This window comes from Desmonostoc muscorum LEGE 12446, assembly GCF_015207005.2.
Lineage (GTDB): Bacteria > Cyanobacteriota > Cyanobacteriia > Cyanobacteriales > Nostocaceae > Nostoc > Nostoc muscorum.
In genome coordinates, this window is the sequence record NZ_JADEXS020000001.1 from 7,792,733 (window position 1) to 7,810,471 (window position 17,739).

Here is a 17,739-nt window from a genome sequence, read left to right on the forward strand (position 1 = left end):
AATCTCCGCGTCAAAGCCTCTTCATCTGTAATCCTATTTTGGAGAATTGGTATTACCGTCTTCACAAGTTTCTCAAATTGTTCTCCTATCATCGACGCAGAACATTCTGAAGTTCTAAAAAAGGCTCAAAAGATGAATTCAGCAACTGCTGTTAAAACTAAGAACACAGCAAAAGATAAGCGCTTTAAAATGCTGGATGCAACTATCAAACGCTACCAGTATCAACAGGATGCACTGATTGAAATATTGCATAAAGCGCAGGAACTTTTTGGTTATTTAGAAAACGATGTATTAATTTACGTTGCTCATAATCTCAAACTGCCACCTAGTCGAGTTTATGGTGTTGCCACGTTCTACCATTTGTTTTCACTTGCACCTAGTGGCGTACATACTTGTGTGATATGTACGGGTACAGCTTGTTACGTCAAAGGCGCTCCAACTATCCTGGCAAATGTGGAAAAATCTATCCACATACATCCTGGTGAAACTACGGCAGATAATCAAATTTCACTATTAACAGCAAGGTGTTTAGGTGCCTGTGGAATTGCGCCTGCTGTAGTATTTGATGGCACTGTTTTAGGCCATCAAACTGCTGAATCAGTTGGCGAACGCATCAAAAGATGGTTGCAAGATGGATCTACCTGAGTTAATTGAAATAGGCCCTAGCGATCTGCATACCATACAGGTATGCAAAAGTATAGTTTGTTATGCAAAAGGCGCTCCAACTATCCTGACACATCTAGAAAAATTTTTCGAGATAAATCCTGGTGAAACCACGGCAAATAATCAAATTTTACTTCTAACAGCAAACTGTTTGGGTGCTTGTGAAATTGCGCCTGCTGTTGCATTCGATGGCACTGTTTTAGGCAATCAAACTGCTGAATTAGTTAGCGATTGCATCAAAGGATGGTTGCAAGATGGATCTACCTGAGTTAATTGAAATTGCTCAAAAAGAACGTGCTTTAGAGAAACCTGTGCAAATTCGCTGTTGTGTTGCAGCTGGTTGTCTGTCTGCCAATTCACAAGCCGTCAAACAGCGTTTAGAAGAAGCTGTAACGGCAGCAGGTTTAGCAGAAACACTGGAAGTTCGTAGCGTTGGCTGTATGCGTTTGTGCTGTCAAGCACCATTAGTAGAAGTAGAGAGTGGGGAGTGGGGAATGGGGAGTGGAGAGGAGTGTAAGCAATCTCCACATAGCAGATTGTATGAAAAAGTTACACCTGATGATGCACCCTCAATTATCGCCGCTATCAATGGAGGAGAGACAACAGTCAAACAGGGGGATTTAACGCATCCATTTTTTACACACCAGATGCCGATTGTTTTAGAAAATAGTGGCAAAATCGATCCAGAACGCATTCAATCTTATATTGGCGCCCAAGGTTATAGAGGGCTTTACCATGTCTTGCGAGAGATGAAAGCCAACGAAGTAGTCGATACGATTACTCGCAGTGGTTTACGAGGACGTGGTGGTGCTGGTTATCCTACAGGTTTGAAATGGGCAACCGTGGCCAAAGCAAAAGGAGAACGCAAGTTCGTAATTTGCAACGCCGATGAAGGAGATCCCGGTGCATTTATGGATCGCAGTGTCCTAGAAAGCGATCCCCATCGTGTTTTGGAAGGAATGGCGATCGCTGCTTACGCTGTCGGCGCAAATCAAGGCTACATCTACATCCGGGCAGAATATCCCGTTGCTATCAATCGTCTGCAAACAGCCATTCACCAAGCCCAACGTCTTGGTATTTTGGGTACTCAAATTTTCGATTCTCGCTTTGATTTTAAAATTGATATTCGTATTGGTGCTGGGGCTTATGTCTGTGGTGAAGAAACTGCCTTAATGGCTTCTATTGAAGGTAAACGCGGTACCCCTCATCCCCGTCCGCCCTACCCGGCTGAGTCTGGTTTATGGGGTCATCCTACTTTAATTAATAACGTTGAAACCTACGCCAATGTTGCACCGATTATCCGCAAAGGCGCTGACTGGTTCGCTAGTATTGGCACCCAAAAAAGCAAAGGTACAAAGGTTTTTGCGTTGGCAGGCAAAATCCGTAACACTGGTTTGATAGAAGTACCAATGGGAACTTCATTAAAGCAGATTGTGGAAGCAATGGGCGGTGGCGTACCAGATGGCGGTGTGGTAAAAGCTGTGCAAACTGGTGGCCCTTCCGGGGGATGTATTCCCGCATCAGCTTTTGAGAGCATAGTGGATTATGAGTCACTGACTCAACTTGGTTCGATGATGGGTTCCGGTGGGATGATTGTTATGGATGAAACTACCAACATGGTGGATGTCGCCCGCTTTTTCATGGAATTTTGTATGGATGAATCTTGCGGTAAATGCATTCCCTGTAGGGTAGGAACGGTGCAGTTATATAAATTGTTAACCAAGATTAGTGAAGGTAAGGCATCCTTCGCTGATTTGGAATTGCTAGAAGAATTATGCGACATGGTGAAACATACCAGCTTGTGTGGTCTTGGTCAGTCTGCACCCAATCCAGTATTTAGTACCTTGCGTTATTTCCGAGATGAATATTTGGCTTTGATTAGTCATTAGTCATTGGTCATTTGTATTTATAAAACAATACAGTTCAGATAAGCCCAAAAACTTCATGTATAGACGCGATGAATCGCATCTTCAAAAACCAATTATTGACACCATTAATCCTTAACTGAACCGTATTGATTTATATAGCAAAAGCCTTGGTGGTTAGGACATTAACAGATGATAAAACCTAGACACAAAAAGACTTTTCACCCAGTCCCCAGTCCCCAGTCCCCAGTCCCTTGCTATAAAAGACCAATGAATGAAAAAAATGTGCAATGTCACAAGGAATAAATAATCAATGGTTGTAAAAACTTTAACAATTAACGAGGAATTAATCAGCGCCCGTGAGGAGGAAACTATTCTCCAAGCGGCGCAAGATGCAGGGATTCACATTCCGACTTTATGTCATTTAGAAGGAGTTGGAGATGTTGGGGCTTGTCGGCTTTGTTTGGTAGAAATTGCTGGCAGTAATAAACTACAACCTGCTTGTGTAACGAAAGTTACTGAAGGTATGGAAGTCCAAACAAATAGCGATCGCCTGCAAAATTATCGCCGCACAATTATAGAAATGCTGTTTGCTGAAGGCAATCACATTTGCTCGGTGTGTGTAGCTAATGGTAATTGCGAATTGCAAGATTTGGCAATTGAAATGGGTATGGATCATGTGCGATTGGATTATCAATATCCTAATCGCAAAGTTGATGTTTCTCACCATCTCTTTGGCGTTGACCACAACCGTTGTGTTCTTTGCACTCGTTGTGTGCGTGTTTGTGACGAAATTGAAGGAGCGCACACTTGGGATATGGCGGGTAGGGGGACAAATTCCCATGTCATCACTGATTTAAATCAACCTTGGGGAACTTCGCAAACTTGTACTTCTTGCGGTAAATGCGTTAATGCTTGTCCAACAGGTGCGCTTTTTGACAAAGGATCGAGCGTCGGTGAAATGAAACACGATCGCGCCAAACTTGATTTTTTGGTTACAGCAAGGGAGAAACACCAATGGCTTGTTTAGCTGGCGATCGTGAATTCAACCAATTCTCTAAATTCCGTAACATCTTCAAACCTTGAAACCTAAATACAATCTCAATTTATTAATTACGAATTACGAATTACGAATTACAAAGGGGTAAACCAAATGTTACGCCGCATCTTAAAAATATTTTGGTGGCTTTTATTGCTGGGAATATTAACAATATATATATACGTGGGTTTAGCAAGTTTCACATCTGAGCAGGTGATTGCTGCTGTCATTCAATTAGAAGAATCGCCACAAGAAATAATTTATCGCTCACAGCAAAAATTGAACGATCAATTGGGAAATTATTGGCAGGTTGTTCTGTTTAAGCGAGTTGATTCTAATAGCCATAAAATATCTTCCATAAATCTCCGCTTGGTGGGATTTCCCGGTTCTCCGGAACTTCCCCATCCTTTACCACTGAAAATTACTACCGATACAGGTAAAGTATTGACTGCTCCTGATATTTTCCTCGATGAAGCACCAGCACCAACCATCGCTCAGTATGACTTTAAGGATGTTTTGCCTCAATTACCAACTCAAGAATTGTTGATTGGTATACCTGTAGGTAAACAAAACTTCATCAATCTTTCAATCCCCGAATATGTTGTGCAGGAATGGCAAGAAATTGCCCTAAAATCCTGAATCCTAATATCAAAATTTATTTTCTTCCCATTTATACTTTGATAAAAAATGGCTCGTTTAAAATTAGCAACGGTATGGTTAGGCGGGTGTTCTGGCTGTCATATGTCTTTTCTCGATTTGGATGAATGGCTGATTGATTTAGCACAACAAGTGGATTTAGTTTTTAGTCCTTTTGCTGATGTTAAAGAATATCCCCAAGGAGTGGATGTGGTGTTAGTTGAGGGTGCAATTGCTAATGAAGAACACCTGGAAATGATTCAGAGAGTAAGAGAGCGATCGCAAATTCTTGTTTCTTTTGGCGATTGTGCTGTCACTGGTAATGTTACCGCTTTACGCAATCCTTTAGGTAGTGCCGAACCTGTTCTTCAACGTTGTTACATCGAAGCAGCGGATATTTACGGCACAATCCCCCATGAACCTGGTATTGTCCCAACCTTATTAGATAAAGTGATACCAGTGCATACAGTAGTACCAGTTGATATTTATTTGCCGGGGTGTCCACCTAATGCAACTCGAATTAAAGCAGTGTTAGAGCCACTGTTAAGAGGAGAAAAACCACTCCTAGAAGGACGTGAATTTATCAAGTTTGGTTAACTTCACAAGTTACTCAAATTCTTTATCTAAGGTAAAAGGGACTGGGGACTGGGTATTGGGGACTGGGGAATTACCAGTGTGGGACGAGTGGGAGAGGTGGGAAGCTTTTTTATAATCTCCCTCATCCCCCTCATCCCCCTCATCCCCCTCATCTCCCTCATCTCCCTCATCTCCCCAATCCCCAACCCCCAAATTATGGTTATGACAATTAATTATCGAGAAAGAATCATTGCTCTTTGGACAGTATTTCTATTAGGAACACTGTTTCATACACAACTAGGTTTAATGCCGCTTTTTCACAGTTTACCTGTTGTCGAATCTCAAAAAGCTGCAAATATCAATGATATTTCTGGAATTATGTGGTTGATGTTGGGCTTTTTTGTGCTACCAATGCTAGCAATTATTGGCACTGCTTTTACCGATTCAAAGCGTTATCGAATGATTCATTTTGGCTTAACCATCTTTTACAGCATCATGAACTTACTACATGTGATTTTAGATTTATTTGTCCAGCCAGTTCTCTGGTATCAGATAGCCTTGATGGTCTTTTTAGTAATTGTAGGTTTATTGTTAAACATTACTGCTTTTAAATGGATGCGGCTGCAACCTATAGCGAAGAAGTCCCAAATAAATCTAGAACACTCACCTTTTTAGCCCTAAATTAAACTTGCGCTCAATATTGATTTTAGGGATTGATTAGCAATTCAAACCTCATGGGAATAATTAAGATTTGAAATCTTAGTTTTTACTGCACTTATTCAGATACGCGCTAAATTTTTGAACAGATTTATTCTCATTACTAAGATTATCAAATTTATTCAAGCCATGTGGCATCAGCATCATTAGAAATTTGGAGAGCATTATGTTGAAAGCATCTGACATTATGACTAAAGATGTTGCTACAATTCGCAGTTCAGCAACGGTGGCTGAAGCAGTTAGACTCTTAAAAGCAAGGGACTGGAAAGCACTCATTGTAGATCGTCGCCATGAACAGGATGCCTACGGAATTATTACTGAAAGCGATATTGTATATAAAGTGATTGCTTATGGTAAAGATCCCTCTAGGATACGTGTTTATGAAGTGATGACCAAGCCTTGTATCGTCATCAATCCTGACCTTGGTTTAGAATACGTAGCACGATTATTTGCTGAGTATAATTTGCACAGAGCGCCTGTTATTCAGGGTGAACTAGTGGGTATCATTTCTCTAGCTGATATTCTAGCTAATAGTAACTTTCTTGAACTGCCACATACTATCCTACTAGAACAACAACTTCAGGACGAAATTAAAAAAGCTCGTGCAATTTGCGATCAAAAAGGCATCCATTCAGAAGAATGTGCTGCTGCTTGGGATGTCATTGAGGAATTACAAGCCGAGATGGCACATCAACGAGATGAGAAAGTCATGAAAACAGCTTTTGAAGAATACTGCGATGAATATCCAGAAGCCAAAGGATTCTATAACACTTGATGTAGTGGTTGACGGGATTTTAGATTTTAAATTTTGGATTTTGGATTGAAGATTGAAAATCCAAAATTTAAAAATATTAGAAGTCTGCGAATGAATTCACGGGATAAATCTAAAATCTAAAATTAAGATATTTATGAAAAAAATAATCATCGACCCAGTTAGCCGAATTGAAGGACATGCCAAAATCAGTATTTATTTAGATGATACAGGACAAGTAAGCGATGCTCGCTTTCATGTTACAGAATTTCGCGGATTTGAAAAGTTTTGTGAAGGTCGCCCGTTGTGGGAAATGCCAGGAATTACGGCGCGGATTTGTGGAATTTGTCCGGTGAGTCATTTGTTGGCATCGGCGAAGGCTGGCGATCGCATTCTCGCTGTTACAATTCCTAAAGCAGCTGAAAAACTGCGCCGTTTGATGAATTTGGGACAAATTATCCAATCCCACGCCCTGAGTTTCTTCCACCTCAGCGCCCCAGATTTATTATTAGGCATGGATAGCGATCCTGCAAAACGCAATGTATTTGGCTTAATTGCAGCCGAACCAGAACTAGCCCGTGGCGGAATCCGCTTGCGTCAATTTGGACAAGAAATTATTGAACAATTGGGAGGGCGCAAAATACATCCATCATGGGCAATTCCTGGTGGTGTCCGCGAACCTTTATCCTCAGAAGGACGAACCCATATTCAAAACCGTATCCCAGAAGCACGCGCCACAATATTAGATGCACTGGATAAATTTAAAAACTTACTCAAAGATTATGAAAAAGAAGTGCAAACCTTCGGCAATTTTCCTACCTTATTTATGGGGTTAGTCACTCCTGATGGTTTGTGGGAAAACTACGACGGACATATTCGTTTTGTAGATAGTGCTGGGAATATTATTGCTGATAAACTCGATGCAGCTGATTATCAAAAATTTATTGGTGAAGCAGTTCAACCAGATTCTTATTTAAAATCTCCTTATTATCGTCCTTTAGGTTATCCTGACCAGAGCGACTATTGTCATTTAGATAGTGGTATTTATCGAGTCGGACCGCTAGCGCGTCTGAATATTTGCAGTCATATTGGTACACCTTTAGCCGATGCAGAGTTGAGAGAATTTAGAGACAGAGGTAAAGGCACTGTCACCTCATCATTTTTCTATCACTACGCCCGCTTAATTGAAATTTTGGCTTGCATTGAACGCATAGAAATTATGATGGATGACCCGGATTTATTATCAAATCGATTGCGGGCTGATGCTGGCATTAATCAATTAGAAGCTGTCGGTGTAAGTGAAGCACCACGCGGTACATTATTTCATCATTATCAAGTTGATGAAAACGGCTTACTTCAAAAAGTAAATTTAGTCATTGCCACAGGTCAGAATAATCTAGCAATGAATCGCACAGTCGCGCAAATTGCCCGACATTTTATTCACGGTTCAGAAATTCCTGAAGGAATGTTAAACAGAGTTGAGGCAGGAATCAGAGCTTTTGACCCTTGTTTGAGTTGTTCAACTCATGCAGCAGGTCAAATGCCCTTGCATATTCAATTAGTTGGGATAGATGGGAGTGTTGTTAATGAGGTTTGGCGAGAGTAGGGGCGCACAGCTGTGCGCCCCTACAAATTGGTGTAATTCAAATTAATTATTAGACTGTGGTATCAAAATATTCCTAATTCTGAATTCTGAATTCTGGATTCTGAATTCTTCCTTGAAAAGTTCTCTCGTAACATTTAACATTCATGCTTCTGTGATTTGCATTTCAAAACGCAAATCTACCAAGGGCGATAATTCCTAATGGTAGAATAACACAAGCATGAAAGCGTGAATACAAAATTCCTCATTTCTCCTCAAGAACTCACGTCGCTGTTAGCAGAAAAGTCATCACAGACTGTCATTGTCGATACGCGAAGTCAAGAAGATTATGCTATTTCTCATATTCCTCAATCCATAAATATTAGAGATTTTTTCACCTATCTTTTAGAGAATTCTTCCCCAGCAGGATTAAAGGAATTGCAAGAGTATTTTGCAGAAATTATGAGCAGGGTAGGAATATCTGGTACAGAAAAGTTAATTGTTTATGAAGATGCTTTAAATAAAGGTTATGGTCAATCTTGTCGAGCAGCTTTCTTACTGAAGTATTTGGGTTGCACTCAGGTATCTATTTTACACGGAGGATATAAAGCATGGCTCAAAGCAGGATTACCTACTACCGATGAAGTACCAAACCGTGAAAGTAGCATATTTAGATTACATCCCAATGCTGACATAATGCTTACTACTGCCGAAATGTTGGAAGCAATTGACAACCCAGCAATTATTAAATTAGATGTGCGCGATCGCAATGAATGGCTTGGGCTGAGTTCTTCTCCCTACACTCCTGATTTTTGTCCTCGTAAAGGTAGAATCCCTAACGCAGTATGGTTAGAATGGCATCTTCTGATGAATTCTGAATCGGAAATTCCCACGTTTCGATCGCCAGCTGAAATCCTACAAATTTGCCAGTCACTAGGTATTACTTCTGAGTCTATTGTGTATATTTACTGCTTTAAAGGTTCAAGGGCTGCGAATACATTAATAGCCCTTGAACAGGCAGGAATTTCTGCTAGAAATTATTTTGGCTCTTGGAATGAATGGTCTCGTGATTTTGCACTACCAATTGATAGCAGAGTAATGAGCGCATAGGCATCGCAAACTCAGTTTCTTACTGTTAGATACTTTAATTACCCTGATAGCATTTCGAGTTAGGATTAACCGCCCAAGGATGGTTACAGGTACTAAGTTCTTCATCGAAAATAGTGCCCGCTCCACACTCAAAATCAAACTTTGTGAATTTTCCATCGCCAAAATCTACGCAACGGTAGAATTTCTTGCAGTCGTTTGGATTGACGAAAAATCCCTCAGCTACACACTCGCCAGCTACTTCAGTCCTGTTACTATCCGTAGCAGGTGCAGGGCTGGTACTATCAGCTGCGAGTACTCGCTAACGCTACGCTATCCGCCAGTCACACAGAACTCATTCTGAATTCTGACTCCTGACTCCTGAATTCTGTTTGATAATTTATTTTCTGTAAGTCCCTAATCACTCAAACATCAACATTTATCTGTTCTATCTGTCTAGCAGCTTTATCCCAAAGCTTTGCTGAAGTCTCATCTTGCCAATGAGTCCTCAAATTTTCGGCTTTTTTGTGACATATTCGCTCTAACATTTCTAAGATTGCGGATAATGTCAATTGATTAATTAATCCTTCTAAAATCTCCATATATTCTTTTTGCATGATACTTACCTCCTTAATGTCATCTCATATCTTCTGAAAAAACCCGTATAGATGAGTTTTGTATTCTTAAATAATAGATTCAAATTTTTCGCGGAGTGTTACTAAGATCCTGCCAGCTTCTACATGCAGTTTAGCCTATTTTGAGTACTCAATTTTGAGAATTTATTTGTAACAGACGAAAAAACTGTTGAGTTCAAATATTTCCTCACAATTTCCTCAAGTTTTTTCCCTAAGTTGAAACTGGTGTTAGACAGACAAAAACTATGAATTGCAATGTAATAGCTATTGGTTACGGTAATGAGTTGCGTAGTGATGATGGCATTGGTCAACGAGTAGCTAAGGCGTTGCATCTATCTAACGTGAAATCTCTTGCTGTCCATCAACTGACACCCGAACTTGCCCAAAATTTAGCCCATGCTGATTTAGCAATCTTTATTGATGCTTGTTTCACCTGCCAAAGTTCCCAGATACAAGTAGAACGACTTTCACCTGCATCTTTCAAGATTATCGCTGGACATATGGGCGATCCGCGATCGCTTTTAGCTCTGACTAAAGCAATCTACGGTTATTGTCCGCCGTCTTGGTGGATTAAAGTACCAGGAGTAAACTTTGAATTAGGCTACACCTTATCACCAACTGCCGAAACTGGAGTGGCGATCGCTTTACAAAAAGTTACCCAAATTATAGACGAAACTTTTAGCGTACTTCTTTAAAATTTTCCTGAACGCTTACCTGAAACACCAACTCATGCAAAAGCCTATCCAGTCATCCATCGAACACGCCTATGATATTTTGCGAACCGAGAAAGTTAATCCTCTCGATGCTATCTTTGCCCCAAAAAGTGTTGCGGTAATTGGTGCTAGCGAAAAGGCTGATAGTGTTGGACGTACTCTGTTATGGAACTTAATTAGTAATCCTTTTGGTGGAACTATTTTCCCTGTTAATCTCAAGCGCCACAGCATTCTGGGAATCAAAGCCTACCCGACTATCTTTGATGTCCCAGAACTAGTGGATTTAGCAGTTATCGCCACCCCAGCACCAACAGTCCCAAACATTATCAGTCAGTGCGTTGATGCAGGTGTCAAAGGTGCAATTATCCTCAGTGCTGGTTTTAAAGAAGCTGGCGCAGAGGGTCTAGCCTTGGAACAGCAAATACTTGAGCAAGCACATCGTAGCAAAATGCGGATTATAGGTCCAAATTGCTTAGGTGTGATGAGTCCGCGCACAGGTTTAAATGCGACTTTTGCCAGTACAATGGCGCGTCCTGGGAATGTCGGCTTTATTAGTCAAAGTGGAGCGCTTTGTACTGCTATCCTTGATTGGAGTTTTCGGGAAAACGTTGGTTTTAGCGCCTTTGTTTCCCTTGGTTCAATGCTGGATGTGGGTTGGGGAGATTTAATTTACTACCTTGGTGATGACCCGCAGACAAAAAGTATTGTAATTTACATGGAATCAATTGGAAATGCGCGATCGTTTCTCTCAGCAGCGCGGGAAGTTGCTTTAACTAAGCCGATTATTGTAATTAAAGCAGGACGTACCGCAGCCGCAGCCAAAGCAGCAGCTTCTCATACTGGCGCACTCACAGGCAGTGATGAGGTTCTGGATGCAGCTTTCCGGCGTTGTGGGGTGTTGCGCGTCAACAGCATCTCTGACTTGTTCGATATGGCGGAGGTATTAGCAAAACAACCCCGTCCCAAAGGGCCACGCCTGACAATTGTAACTAACGCAGGTGGTCCTGGAGTCCTGGCTACCGATGCTTTAATTGCTGCTGGTGGAGAAGTTGCAGCAATTTCTGAAGAAACAACCGCAGCTTTAAATCAAATACTACCAACACATTGGAGTCACGGTAACCCGATTGACATTCTCGGCGACGCTGACCCTCAGCGATATACCAAAGCCTTAGAAATTGCTGCCAAAGATCCAAATAGTGACGGCTTATTGGTGATTCTGACTCCTCAAGCAATGACAGACCCCACCCAAACCGCTGAACAATTGAAACCTTACGCACAGATAGCAGGTAAACCCATTCTTGCCAGTTGGATGGGAGGAGCAGACATCGCAGCAGGTGAAATGATTCTCAATCGTAGCCATATCCCCACATATACTTACCCCGATACTGCTGCTCGGATTTTTAGTTACATGTGGCAGTCTAGCTATAATTTACGCGGTATCTACGAAACTCCTGTAATGCCTGAATTTGATTCCGCTTCAGGCATACCAGACCGTAATTGTGTGGAAAAAATTATCCAAACAGCACGTCAGGCACAGCGAACTATTCTCACAGAGTTTGAATCCAAGCAAATTTTAGCAGCTTATGGTATTCCGGTGGTTGCGACTTGCGTTTCTAAAAGCGAGGATGAAGCAGTTGAATGTGCTGAAACAATTGGTTATCCAGTGGTTTTAAAGCTGTTTTCCGAGATAATTACTCATAAAACTGATGTTGGCGGCGTGCAGTTAAATCTGAAAGATGCTGATGCTGTACGACAGGCCTACCGTACTATTGAATCCTCTTTACAGGAGAAATTGCAACATGACCCTGATTATTCAGACGCGATGAATCGCGTCTCTACAAAACTGTTCTTGGGTGTAACGGTGCAGCCAATGGTAAAAATGGCTGGTTATGAATTGATTATTGGTAGTAGTCTGGATGCACAGTTTGGGCCGGTGTTGCTATTTGGCACAGGAGGACAGCTAGTTGAGGTTTTTCACGATCGCGCGATCGCACTTCCACCCCTGAATACCACTTTAGCGCGGCGGATGATGGAACAAACACAAATTTATAAAGCGCTCAAAGGAGTCCGGGGGCGCAAAAGTGTTGATCTGGCTGCCCTTGAACAATTAATGGTGGTATTTAGTCAATTAGTTGTAGAACAACGTTGGATTAAGGAAATCGATATTAACCCATTGCTGGCTTCCTCTGAACAATTAATCGCCCTCGATGCTCGAATTATCCTTCACGAACCGAATGTTAAACAAAGCGAACTACCAAAGTTAGCAATTCGACCTTATCCTACACAATATGTCAGCAATTGGACGATGAAAGATGGCACTCCTGTTACCATTCGTCCCATTCGTCCAGAAGATGAACCGTTGATGGTGCAATTTCACAAGACACTCTCAGAACAAAGCGTTTATTTCCGGTATTTTCACTTAATTAAACTCCAGTCGAGAGTAGCCCATGAACGGTTGACACGTATCTGTTTTATTGATTATGACCGCGAAATAGCCTTAGTTGTGGAACATCAAAATCCCGAAACGCAGACACGGGAAATTTTGGCAGTTGGTCGGTTAAGTAAAATACATGGTACGAGTGAAGCAGAATTTGCGATAGTGGTGAGCGATCGCTGTCAATGTCAAGGTATAGGAACCGAGTTACTACAAAGGTTACTGCAAGTTAGTCAAGATGAGCAACTAAATAAAATTACTGCTGATATCTTGGTTGATAATTATGGTATGCAAAAAGTTTGTGAGAAACTGGGTTTTCGCATCGAATGCACAGACGATCCTACTATAGTCAAAGCCCAAATCGATATCTAAGAAATTACTGTCAACAAACAGAATTCAGGAGTCAGGAGTCAGAATTCAGTTGGGTATTCTGTATGACTGGCGGATAGGGCAGCTTTAGCGAGTATTCAAGCGTCGCGTCTGAATAACCGGGTTTAAGACCCCTACCAAATTGAAAATTTGGTGGTCAACAAGACAGTCGCGGGTCTGAATCCCCGACTGATAGCGTAGCGGAAAGCGAGTCAGACGCTCCTACGTCGCTAACGCTTCGCTATCAAGCGTCTTGATTCTGACTCCTGAATTCTGACTTCTGAATTCTGACTTCTGAATTCTTCTTCAACGAATACCATCATTATCAATTGCACTGTAGCTATCGTTAGGGAAAAGACCCAACCAAGGGTCAGAACTAGGAGTTAAAAAGAGTTGGGCGTATACTTGCTGATTGAGCGCTTCCACAGTCTTTGTTTGCTTACCCTCCATAAACCATTGATGAATTTGGCTGTGCAATACATATTCATTTCTGACTGTATCTAAAGCCATTGCGGCTTCAAAATTTTTCACTATTATCGGCAAATTATCTTTTGGAGTGTTGGCAGACTGAGACTTTTTAGCTTTAATTAAAGAAATGCTGTTTTGATCTAGCTTGGCATCGCTGGCATACACTTGAGCAATTTTGTTCCAAGCTTCTTGGTCGGTAATTTCAGCTAAAGCCTTTTGATTTTGTTGGGCATTAGACTGGAGGGCGGTGAGCATTGGTCTTTCAACCATCATTTTAGAAACTGCTAGAGAACTTGCGGTTTCTGCTGTCGGTGGCTGAGTGGAATTCCTGGGAGATTCCACCAACTTAGGAGGAGACTCGATACCCAAGCGAGATAAATCTGCAAGCCATTGGGCTTGAATAGAATTGTAGCGATCGCTGTGGTATTTTCTTAAAAAAGCCTCGCGATCGCTTGGTGCAAGTTTGCTATAATCTTTTGCTACCACTTCAGCCTGCTGTAGCTGACGCACAAATGCTTTGGGGCCATATAACCCTGGAATTGCATCGATTGGGCGACCCGACGCATCTAATACATAGTGAATGCTATTGCCTGTAATCGTCCGTTCCAACTTGCGGCCGTCGCCGAAATCAATTGTCACTTTCGGTACAGGACGCACTGATTCCCAGTGCAAAATGAAGCGGTCTTGAAGCAGTTTAGAAATTTCACTATTCGGGTACAATGCTACCCTGAAAAACCTACTATTAGCACAACTCAAATCGCGATCGAGTCTGCCCAGCAACCGCAGAGAAAGAATGGGTTTACCAGTGGTTTTGGCAGCAGCTTTGGCTTGTTCTATGTCAGTATACCAATACAGACGAGAGGCGTAACAGTCCCGTTGTTGGCAGAGTTCGTCTAATGCCGTCCGGAGTGCAGCAGAAGGTAGAACTGCACCTGAAGAATAGGTGTTTAGCTCATTGGCATGGGATTTGAGAAATACCTGTAACCCATTTGCACCCTGTTTGCGAAGCACAGAAACTTCTTGAGATAGCTTGGAGGTTTCAGTTGCAGGACTTTGAGCATCAGCTGTCTGCAAGACAGTGAGACTAACTAGTATCAGTACAAAGGGATTGTTCAAGGTTCTAAATTTCATAAATTTTCAAGAGGACAGGGGTGCGCCTGTTGCCATTACTAACTAGAGAAATCTATTCTAATTTCTAAGATTGAACAGATGCTACGAAAGTTTCTGGTGGGGATGGTAAACCCCAAAATATCGATATACAGGAGAATTCAGCAGTCAGAATTCAGAATGAGAGTAGACTCAAGGCCTAGCTTTGAGAACTAGATAGTGTACTTAACTTGCCTTAAAATTTGCTGTAAATCCAAAAATTATGGCTTGATTGTTAATTGTCCAGATGGAATGGGGTTCATATACAGACAATTTTCTCCGTATTTACCTAACAAACAGCCTCTTGTATTCCTCTCTAAACACATGCACGTATTCATTTACGTAAATTACTTCATCAAAATTACAAGTTATTAAAGATAAAATCTATAAATTTTATATTTGAGTTTATCAAATTTGCAAAATAATAGTTTTACGATAAAATTTCTATTTTAAAAAATCAGTATTTTTTCTGTTTGAAACACGAGCAAATATAACTAAATTGTTGATATTGTCAATTGCATAAGTTTCTAGTGAAAGCTGGAATGGGTAACAGGATTTATTTGAGAACGCAATAAGTTATCTGGTAAAAATAGCGATTTTATTTCATACGGATAACAAACACAAGTTGTGGAAGCTTGGAATATTTATTAATCAATTTCACAAATCACCATGCACAAATACATTTGTAATCTGCTAATGCTGGTATCAGCAACAATTTCGACTTGCATTATTACTCCATGTCATGCTCAAACTGCGGCAAAATCTGATAGTCAAAGTACAAATAATATGAGTTCGGTATCTTCAAATTCACCTTCTGCTATCCAATTGCGTGATTTGACCAATTCCAGTGATAGCAAACCGACTATCATCTCTGAGACAGTGAGTAACTCTTCTGCTTCTAAGGCTAATATAACTGCAACTCAGCCTAAACCACGAATTCCTATATTCAGCAGAATTTTTCGCACACCTTCTATGCAGCAGTAATCATGTAATCACACAAGCCAAATTATCCTCAGTCATTATTGTCAATTCTACTTACATTAAACAAGCAACACGAGTTACAGTTTACACTTATCTGGGTGACTGATTATCTAAGGGATGAAGTACCGATAAACGGTGGTAAGGGACTGACAAATCAAAAATATCCAATTAACTCTTATGGGGTGGGCGTCTCGCCCGCCCTATGGACTGGGCGGGCAAGATGCCCACCCCACAAAATTGGATAATTTATTTCTTGGAGCTCCCTAATCATCCCAGAGACATAGTTTGCTAATTCCAGAATGGGTAATCTGTTCAACTTCAATCTAATGGTGAATAGGTTGCCGTGATTGCAATTATAAATCAAAGCGATCGCTCTAATTTTGCAACAATAAACTTCATGTTTTTCTACCCACAGTTGTGAAGGCAATCGCTCAAAAGAAAGATGGAATATCCCTAACCTCTATGTCAACCTTAGATCAGTGATAATTACGAACACTTTTCAGAGGAGAATTAGGCATGGTAGCTAGTTTAGATGATACGAAACGCAATGCTATTGCTGTGAAATTGGCAAGTATTAAAGCACTGCAAGAATTAGTCATTGAAAACGAACAACTGCTTTTAAGAGAAGGACTTGATGCCGAGATTGCCGATCGCATCCGGAATTTCATCAAAGACGATGAAAAAAATCTTGGCGTTTTGGAAACTGTAATTACTCAGTATGGGATTCAGGCTGAACCAAAAAAAAATGTCACACAATTCATTGAAAAAGCAAAAGAATTGTTTAAAGGTTCTGAACTGAGCCTATATGAAAAAGTATCTCAACATGAATTACTGAAACATCAACTAGTAATGAGTGGCTTGATAGTTCACAAAGCTGCTCAAAAAGTTGGTGCTGACATAATGGTGGCGATCGCACCTTTGAATACCATTAACTTTGAAAACCGCGCTCACCAAGAGCAACTCAAAGGTATTCTAGAAATTTTGGGTGTCCGCGAACTAACTGGACAAGATGCAGATCAAGGAATTTGGGCGCGTGTTCAAGATGCTTTAGCTGCGGTAAGCGGTGTAGTAGGTAGTGCTGTCACCCAAACCAGTGACAAAAAGGATCTGAATATCCAGGATGCACTCCGCCTAGATCACAACAAGGTAAATACTCTGTTTACCGAACTATTACAAAGTAACAATCCGCAAAAGATTCAAGAATACTTCGGTCAAATTTACAAGGATCTCACAGCTCACGCCGAAGCCGAAGAGGAAGTTGTCTACCCAAGAGTACGTTCTTTCTACGGTCAAGACAACACCCAAGAACTGTATGACGAACAAGCTCATGCAAAGCAGGCATTAGAGGAAATTAAGGCTCTTAGCCCATCTTCACCTGTATTCAAAGATAAAGTCAAACAGCTGATGGATGCTATTGGCGATCATATTCGTCAAGAAGAAACTACAATGTTTGCTGCAATTCGCAACAACTTGAGTACTGAACAAAGTGAGCAACTAGCTAGTGAATTCAAAGCTGCTAAAGTCCGAATTCAACAAAGATTAGGTGTTGTCACTGAATCTAATATCTAGTTAATAGATTAAGAAGTGCGAAATTTTGCTTAATTACTCTGACTTAGTCGTGATACCAAATTGCTAGGTAAAGAGAGCAACTCCTAACATTATATGTTAGGAGTTTTTACTTACTTTGGACTATTGCCTACACTGAAACTCTGCTGCCAATATTTGAACCTATCCCACTAATAAGGTTTGTGCTACAAAGCTTAAGCTGATTGAGAAATAGAAACTAAAAATCAAGGTTTTCAAGCACATTTTAGGAAGAAAAGTAGGGATTTTAAGAATAGTGGGATAGGTTCTTATAAGCTGTTGCAAGTAACTGCGGCTATAATCAGCGCTACACAAGAATTACACCCCCATCAAGTAGCAAACTTCAAAATCGCTACTTGTAAGCTACCTGAAAATATCCAAAAGCCCCATTCTTAAGCTTTTTATCAATTAAGACTAGTTTTCATTAAGGCTATGACACTGTGACTGACAGACTGGGTTGCCAGGTTGAAAAACAATAATTGGGACTCTGAGAG

16 protein-coding genes and 1 pseudogene are annotated in these 17,739 nt (G+C 40.9%); 14 read left to right on the forward strand and 3 right to left on the reverse strand.

What is annotated here, in order from left to right; translation table 11 throughout:
* Positions 1 to 132 precede the first annotated feature (132 nt).
* From hoxE to IQ276_RS32080, 10 genes are all read left to right on the forward strand, one after another.
* Entirely contained in the window at positions 133 to 645 is a 513-nt protein-coding gene (gene hoxE / locus IQ276_RS32035) for a bidirectional hydrogenase complex protein HoxE (protein WP_193919276.1), read from the forward strand.
* Complete coding sequence (locus tag IQ276_RS32040; protein WP_193919279.1) at positions 632 to 931, forward strand: NAD(P)H-dependent oxidoreductase subunit E; 300 nt, start codon at positions 632 to 634, stop codon at positions 929 to 931. The genes hoxE and IQ276_RS32040 overlap by 14 nt, the downstream gene beginning before the upstream one ends.
* A complete protein-coding gene (gene nuoF / locus IQ276_RS32045) occupies positions 918 to 2,552 on the forward strand; it encodes an NADH-quinone oxidoreductase subunit NuoF (RefSeq protein WP_193919281.1) in 1,635 nt (544 codons plus the stop codon). Before IQ276_RS32040 ends, nuoF begins: the two co-directional genes overlap by 14 nt.
* Positions 2,553 to 2,841: 289 nt before the next feature.
* Positions 2,842 to 3,558: a bidirectional hydrogenase complex protein HoxU gene (gene hoxU, locus IQ276_RS32050; protein WP_193925479.1), complete on the forward strand. Its 717-nt coding sequence runs from the start codon at positions 2,842 to 2,844 to the stop codon at positions 3,556 to 3,558.
* Between the two features lie 123 nt (positions 3,559 to 3,681).
* Positions 3,682 to 4,206: a DUF3122 domain-containing protein gene (locus IQ276_RS32055; protein WP_193925477.1), complete on the forward strand. Its 525-nt coding sequence runs from the start codon at positions 3,682 to 3,684 to the stop codon at positions 4,204 to 4,206.
* Between the two features lie 48 nt (positions 4,207 to 4,254).
* Positions 4,255 to 4,800 (forward strand): NADH-quinone oxidoreductase subunit B family protein, encoded by a 546-nt coding sequence (locus IQ276_RS32060; RefSeq protein WP_193925475.1) that lies wholly within the window; start codon positions 4,255 to 4,257, stop codon positions 4,798 to 4,800.
* Between the two features lie 201 nt (positions 4,801 to 5,001).
* Positions 5,002 to 5,454, forward strand: coding sequence for a hypothetical protein (locus IQ276_RS32065; RefSeq protein ID WP_193914285.1), 453 nt, complete (start codon positions 5,002 to 5,004; stop codon positions 5,452 to 5,454).
* A gap of 208 nt (positions 5,455 to 5,662) precedes the next feature.
* A complete protein-coding gene (locus IQ276_RS32070) occupies positions 5,663 to 6,271 on the forward strand; it encodes a CBS domain-containing protein (protein ID WP_193914288.1) in 609 nt (202 codons plus the stop codon).
* Positions 6,272 to 6,404: 133 nt separating this feature from the next.
* Entirely contained in the window at positions 6,405 to 7,853 is a 1,449-nt protein-coding gene (locus IQ276_RS32075; protein ID WP_193914289.1) for a Ni/Fe hydrogenase subunit alpha, read from the forward strand.
* 225 nt (positions 7,854 to 8,078) lie between these two features.
* A complete protein-coding gene (locus IQ276_RS32080) occupies positions 8,079 to 8,939 on the forward strand; it encodes a sulfurtransferase (protein ID WP_193914291.1) in 861 nt (286 codons plus the stop codon).
* A 34-nt stretch (positions 8,940 to 8,973) separates the two neighbouring features.
* Here the strand turns inward: IQ276_RS32080 and IQ276_RS41110 are convergent.
* Both IQ276_RS41110 and IQ276_RS32085 read right to left on the reverse strand, forming a co-directional pair.
* Positions 8,974 to 9,153 (reverse strand): annotated as a pseudogene (locus tag IQ276_RS41110) (chitin binding peritrophin-A domain-containing protein); the annotation flags it as partial.
* Positions 9,154 to 9,340: 187 nt separating this feature from the next.
* On the reverse strand, positions 9,341 to 9,532 hold the full coding sequence (locus IQ276_RS32085) for a hypothetical protein (RefSeq protein WP_190882505.1): 192 nt from the start codon (positions 9,530 to 9,532) through the stop codon (positions 9,341 to 9,343).
* A gap of 263 nt (positions 9,533 to 9,795) precedes the next feature.
* Between IQ276_RS32085 and IQ276_RS32090 the strand changes: the two genes are divergently transcribed.
* Both IQ276_RS32090 and IQ276_RS32095 read left to right on the forward strand, forming a co-directional pair.
* A complete protein-coding gene (locus tag IQ276_RS32090; protein ID WP_190882506.1) occupies positions 9,796 to 10,245 on the forward strand; it encodes a hydrogenase maturation protease in 450 nt (149 codons plus the stop codon).
* A gap of 34 nt (positions 10,246 to 10,279) precedes the next feature.
* A complete protein-coding gene (locus IQ276_RS32095) occupies positions 10,280 to 13,069 on the forward strand; it encodes a bifunctional acetate--CoA ligase family protein/GNAT family N-acetyltransferase (RefSeq protein WP_193914295.1) in 2,790 nt (929 codons plus the stop codon).
* A gap of 303 nt (positions 13,070 to 13,372) precedes the next feature.
* On the opposite strand, the gene IQ276_RS32100 is transcribed toward IQ276_RS32095, so the two are convergent.
* A complete protein-coding gene (locus IQ276_RS32100; protein WP_193914297.1) occupies positions 13,373 to 14,665 on the reverse strand; it encodes a thioredoxin domain-containing protein in 1,293 nt (430 codons plus the stop codon).
* Positions 14,666 to 15,349: 684 nt separating this feature from the next.
* Between IQ276_RS32100 and IQ276_RS32105 the strand changes: the two genes are divergently transcribed.
* Together IQ276_RS32105 and IQ276_RS32110 are read left to right on the forward strand one after the other, a co-directional pair.
* On the forward strand, positions 15,350 to 15,664 hold the full coding sequence (locus IQ276_RS32105; RefSeq protein WP_193914299.1) for a hypothetical protein: 315 nt from the start codon (positions 15,350 to 15,352) through the stop codon (positions 15,662 to 15,664).
* Positions 15,665 to 16,177: 513 nt separating this feature from the next.
* Entirely contained in the window at positions 16,178 to 17,230 is a 1,053-nt protein-coding gene (locus IQ276_RS32110) for a hemerythrin domain-containing protein (RefSeq protein WP_193914301.1), read from the forward strand.
* The last annotated feature ends 509 nt before the right edge of the window (positions 17,231 to 17,739 follow it).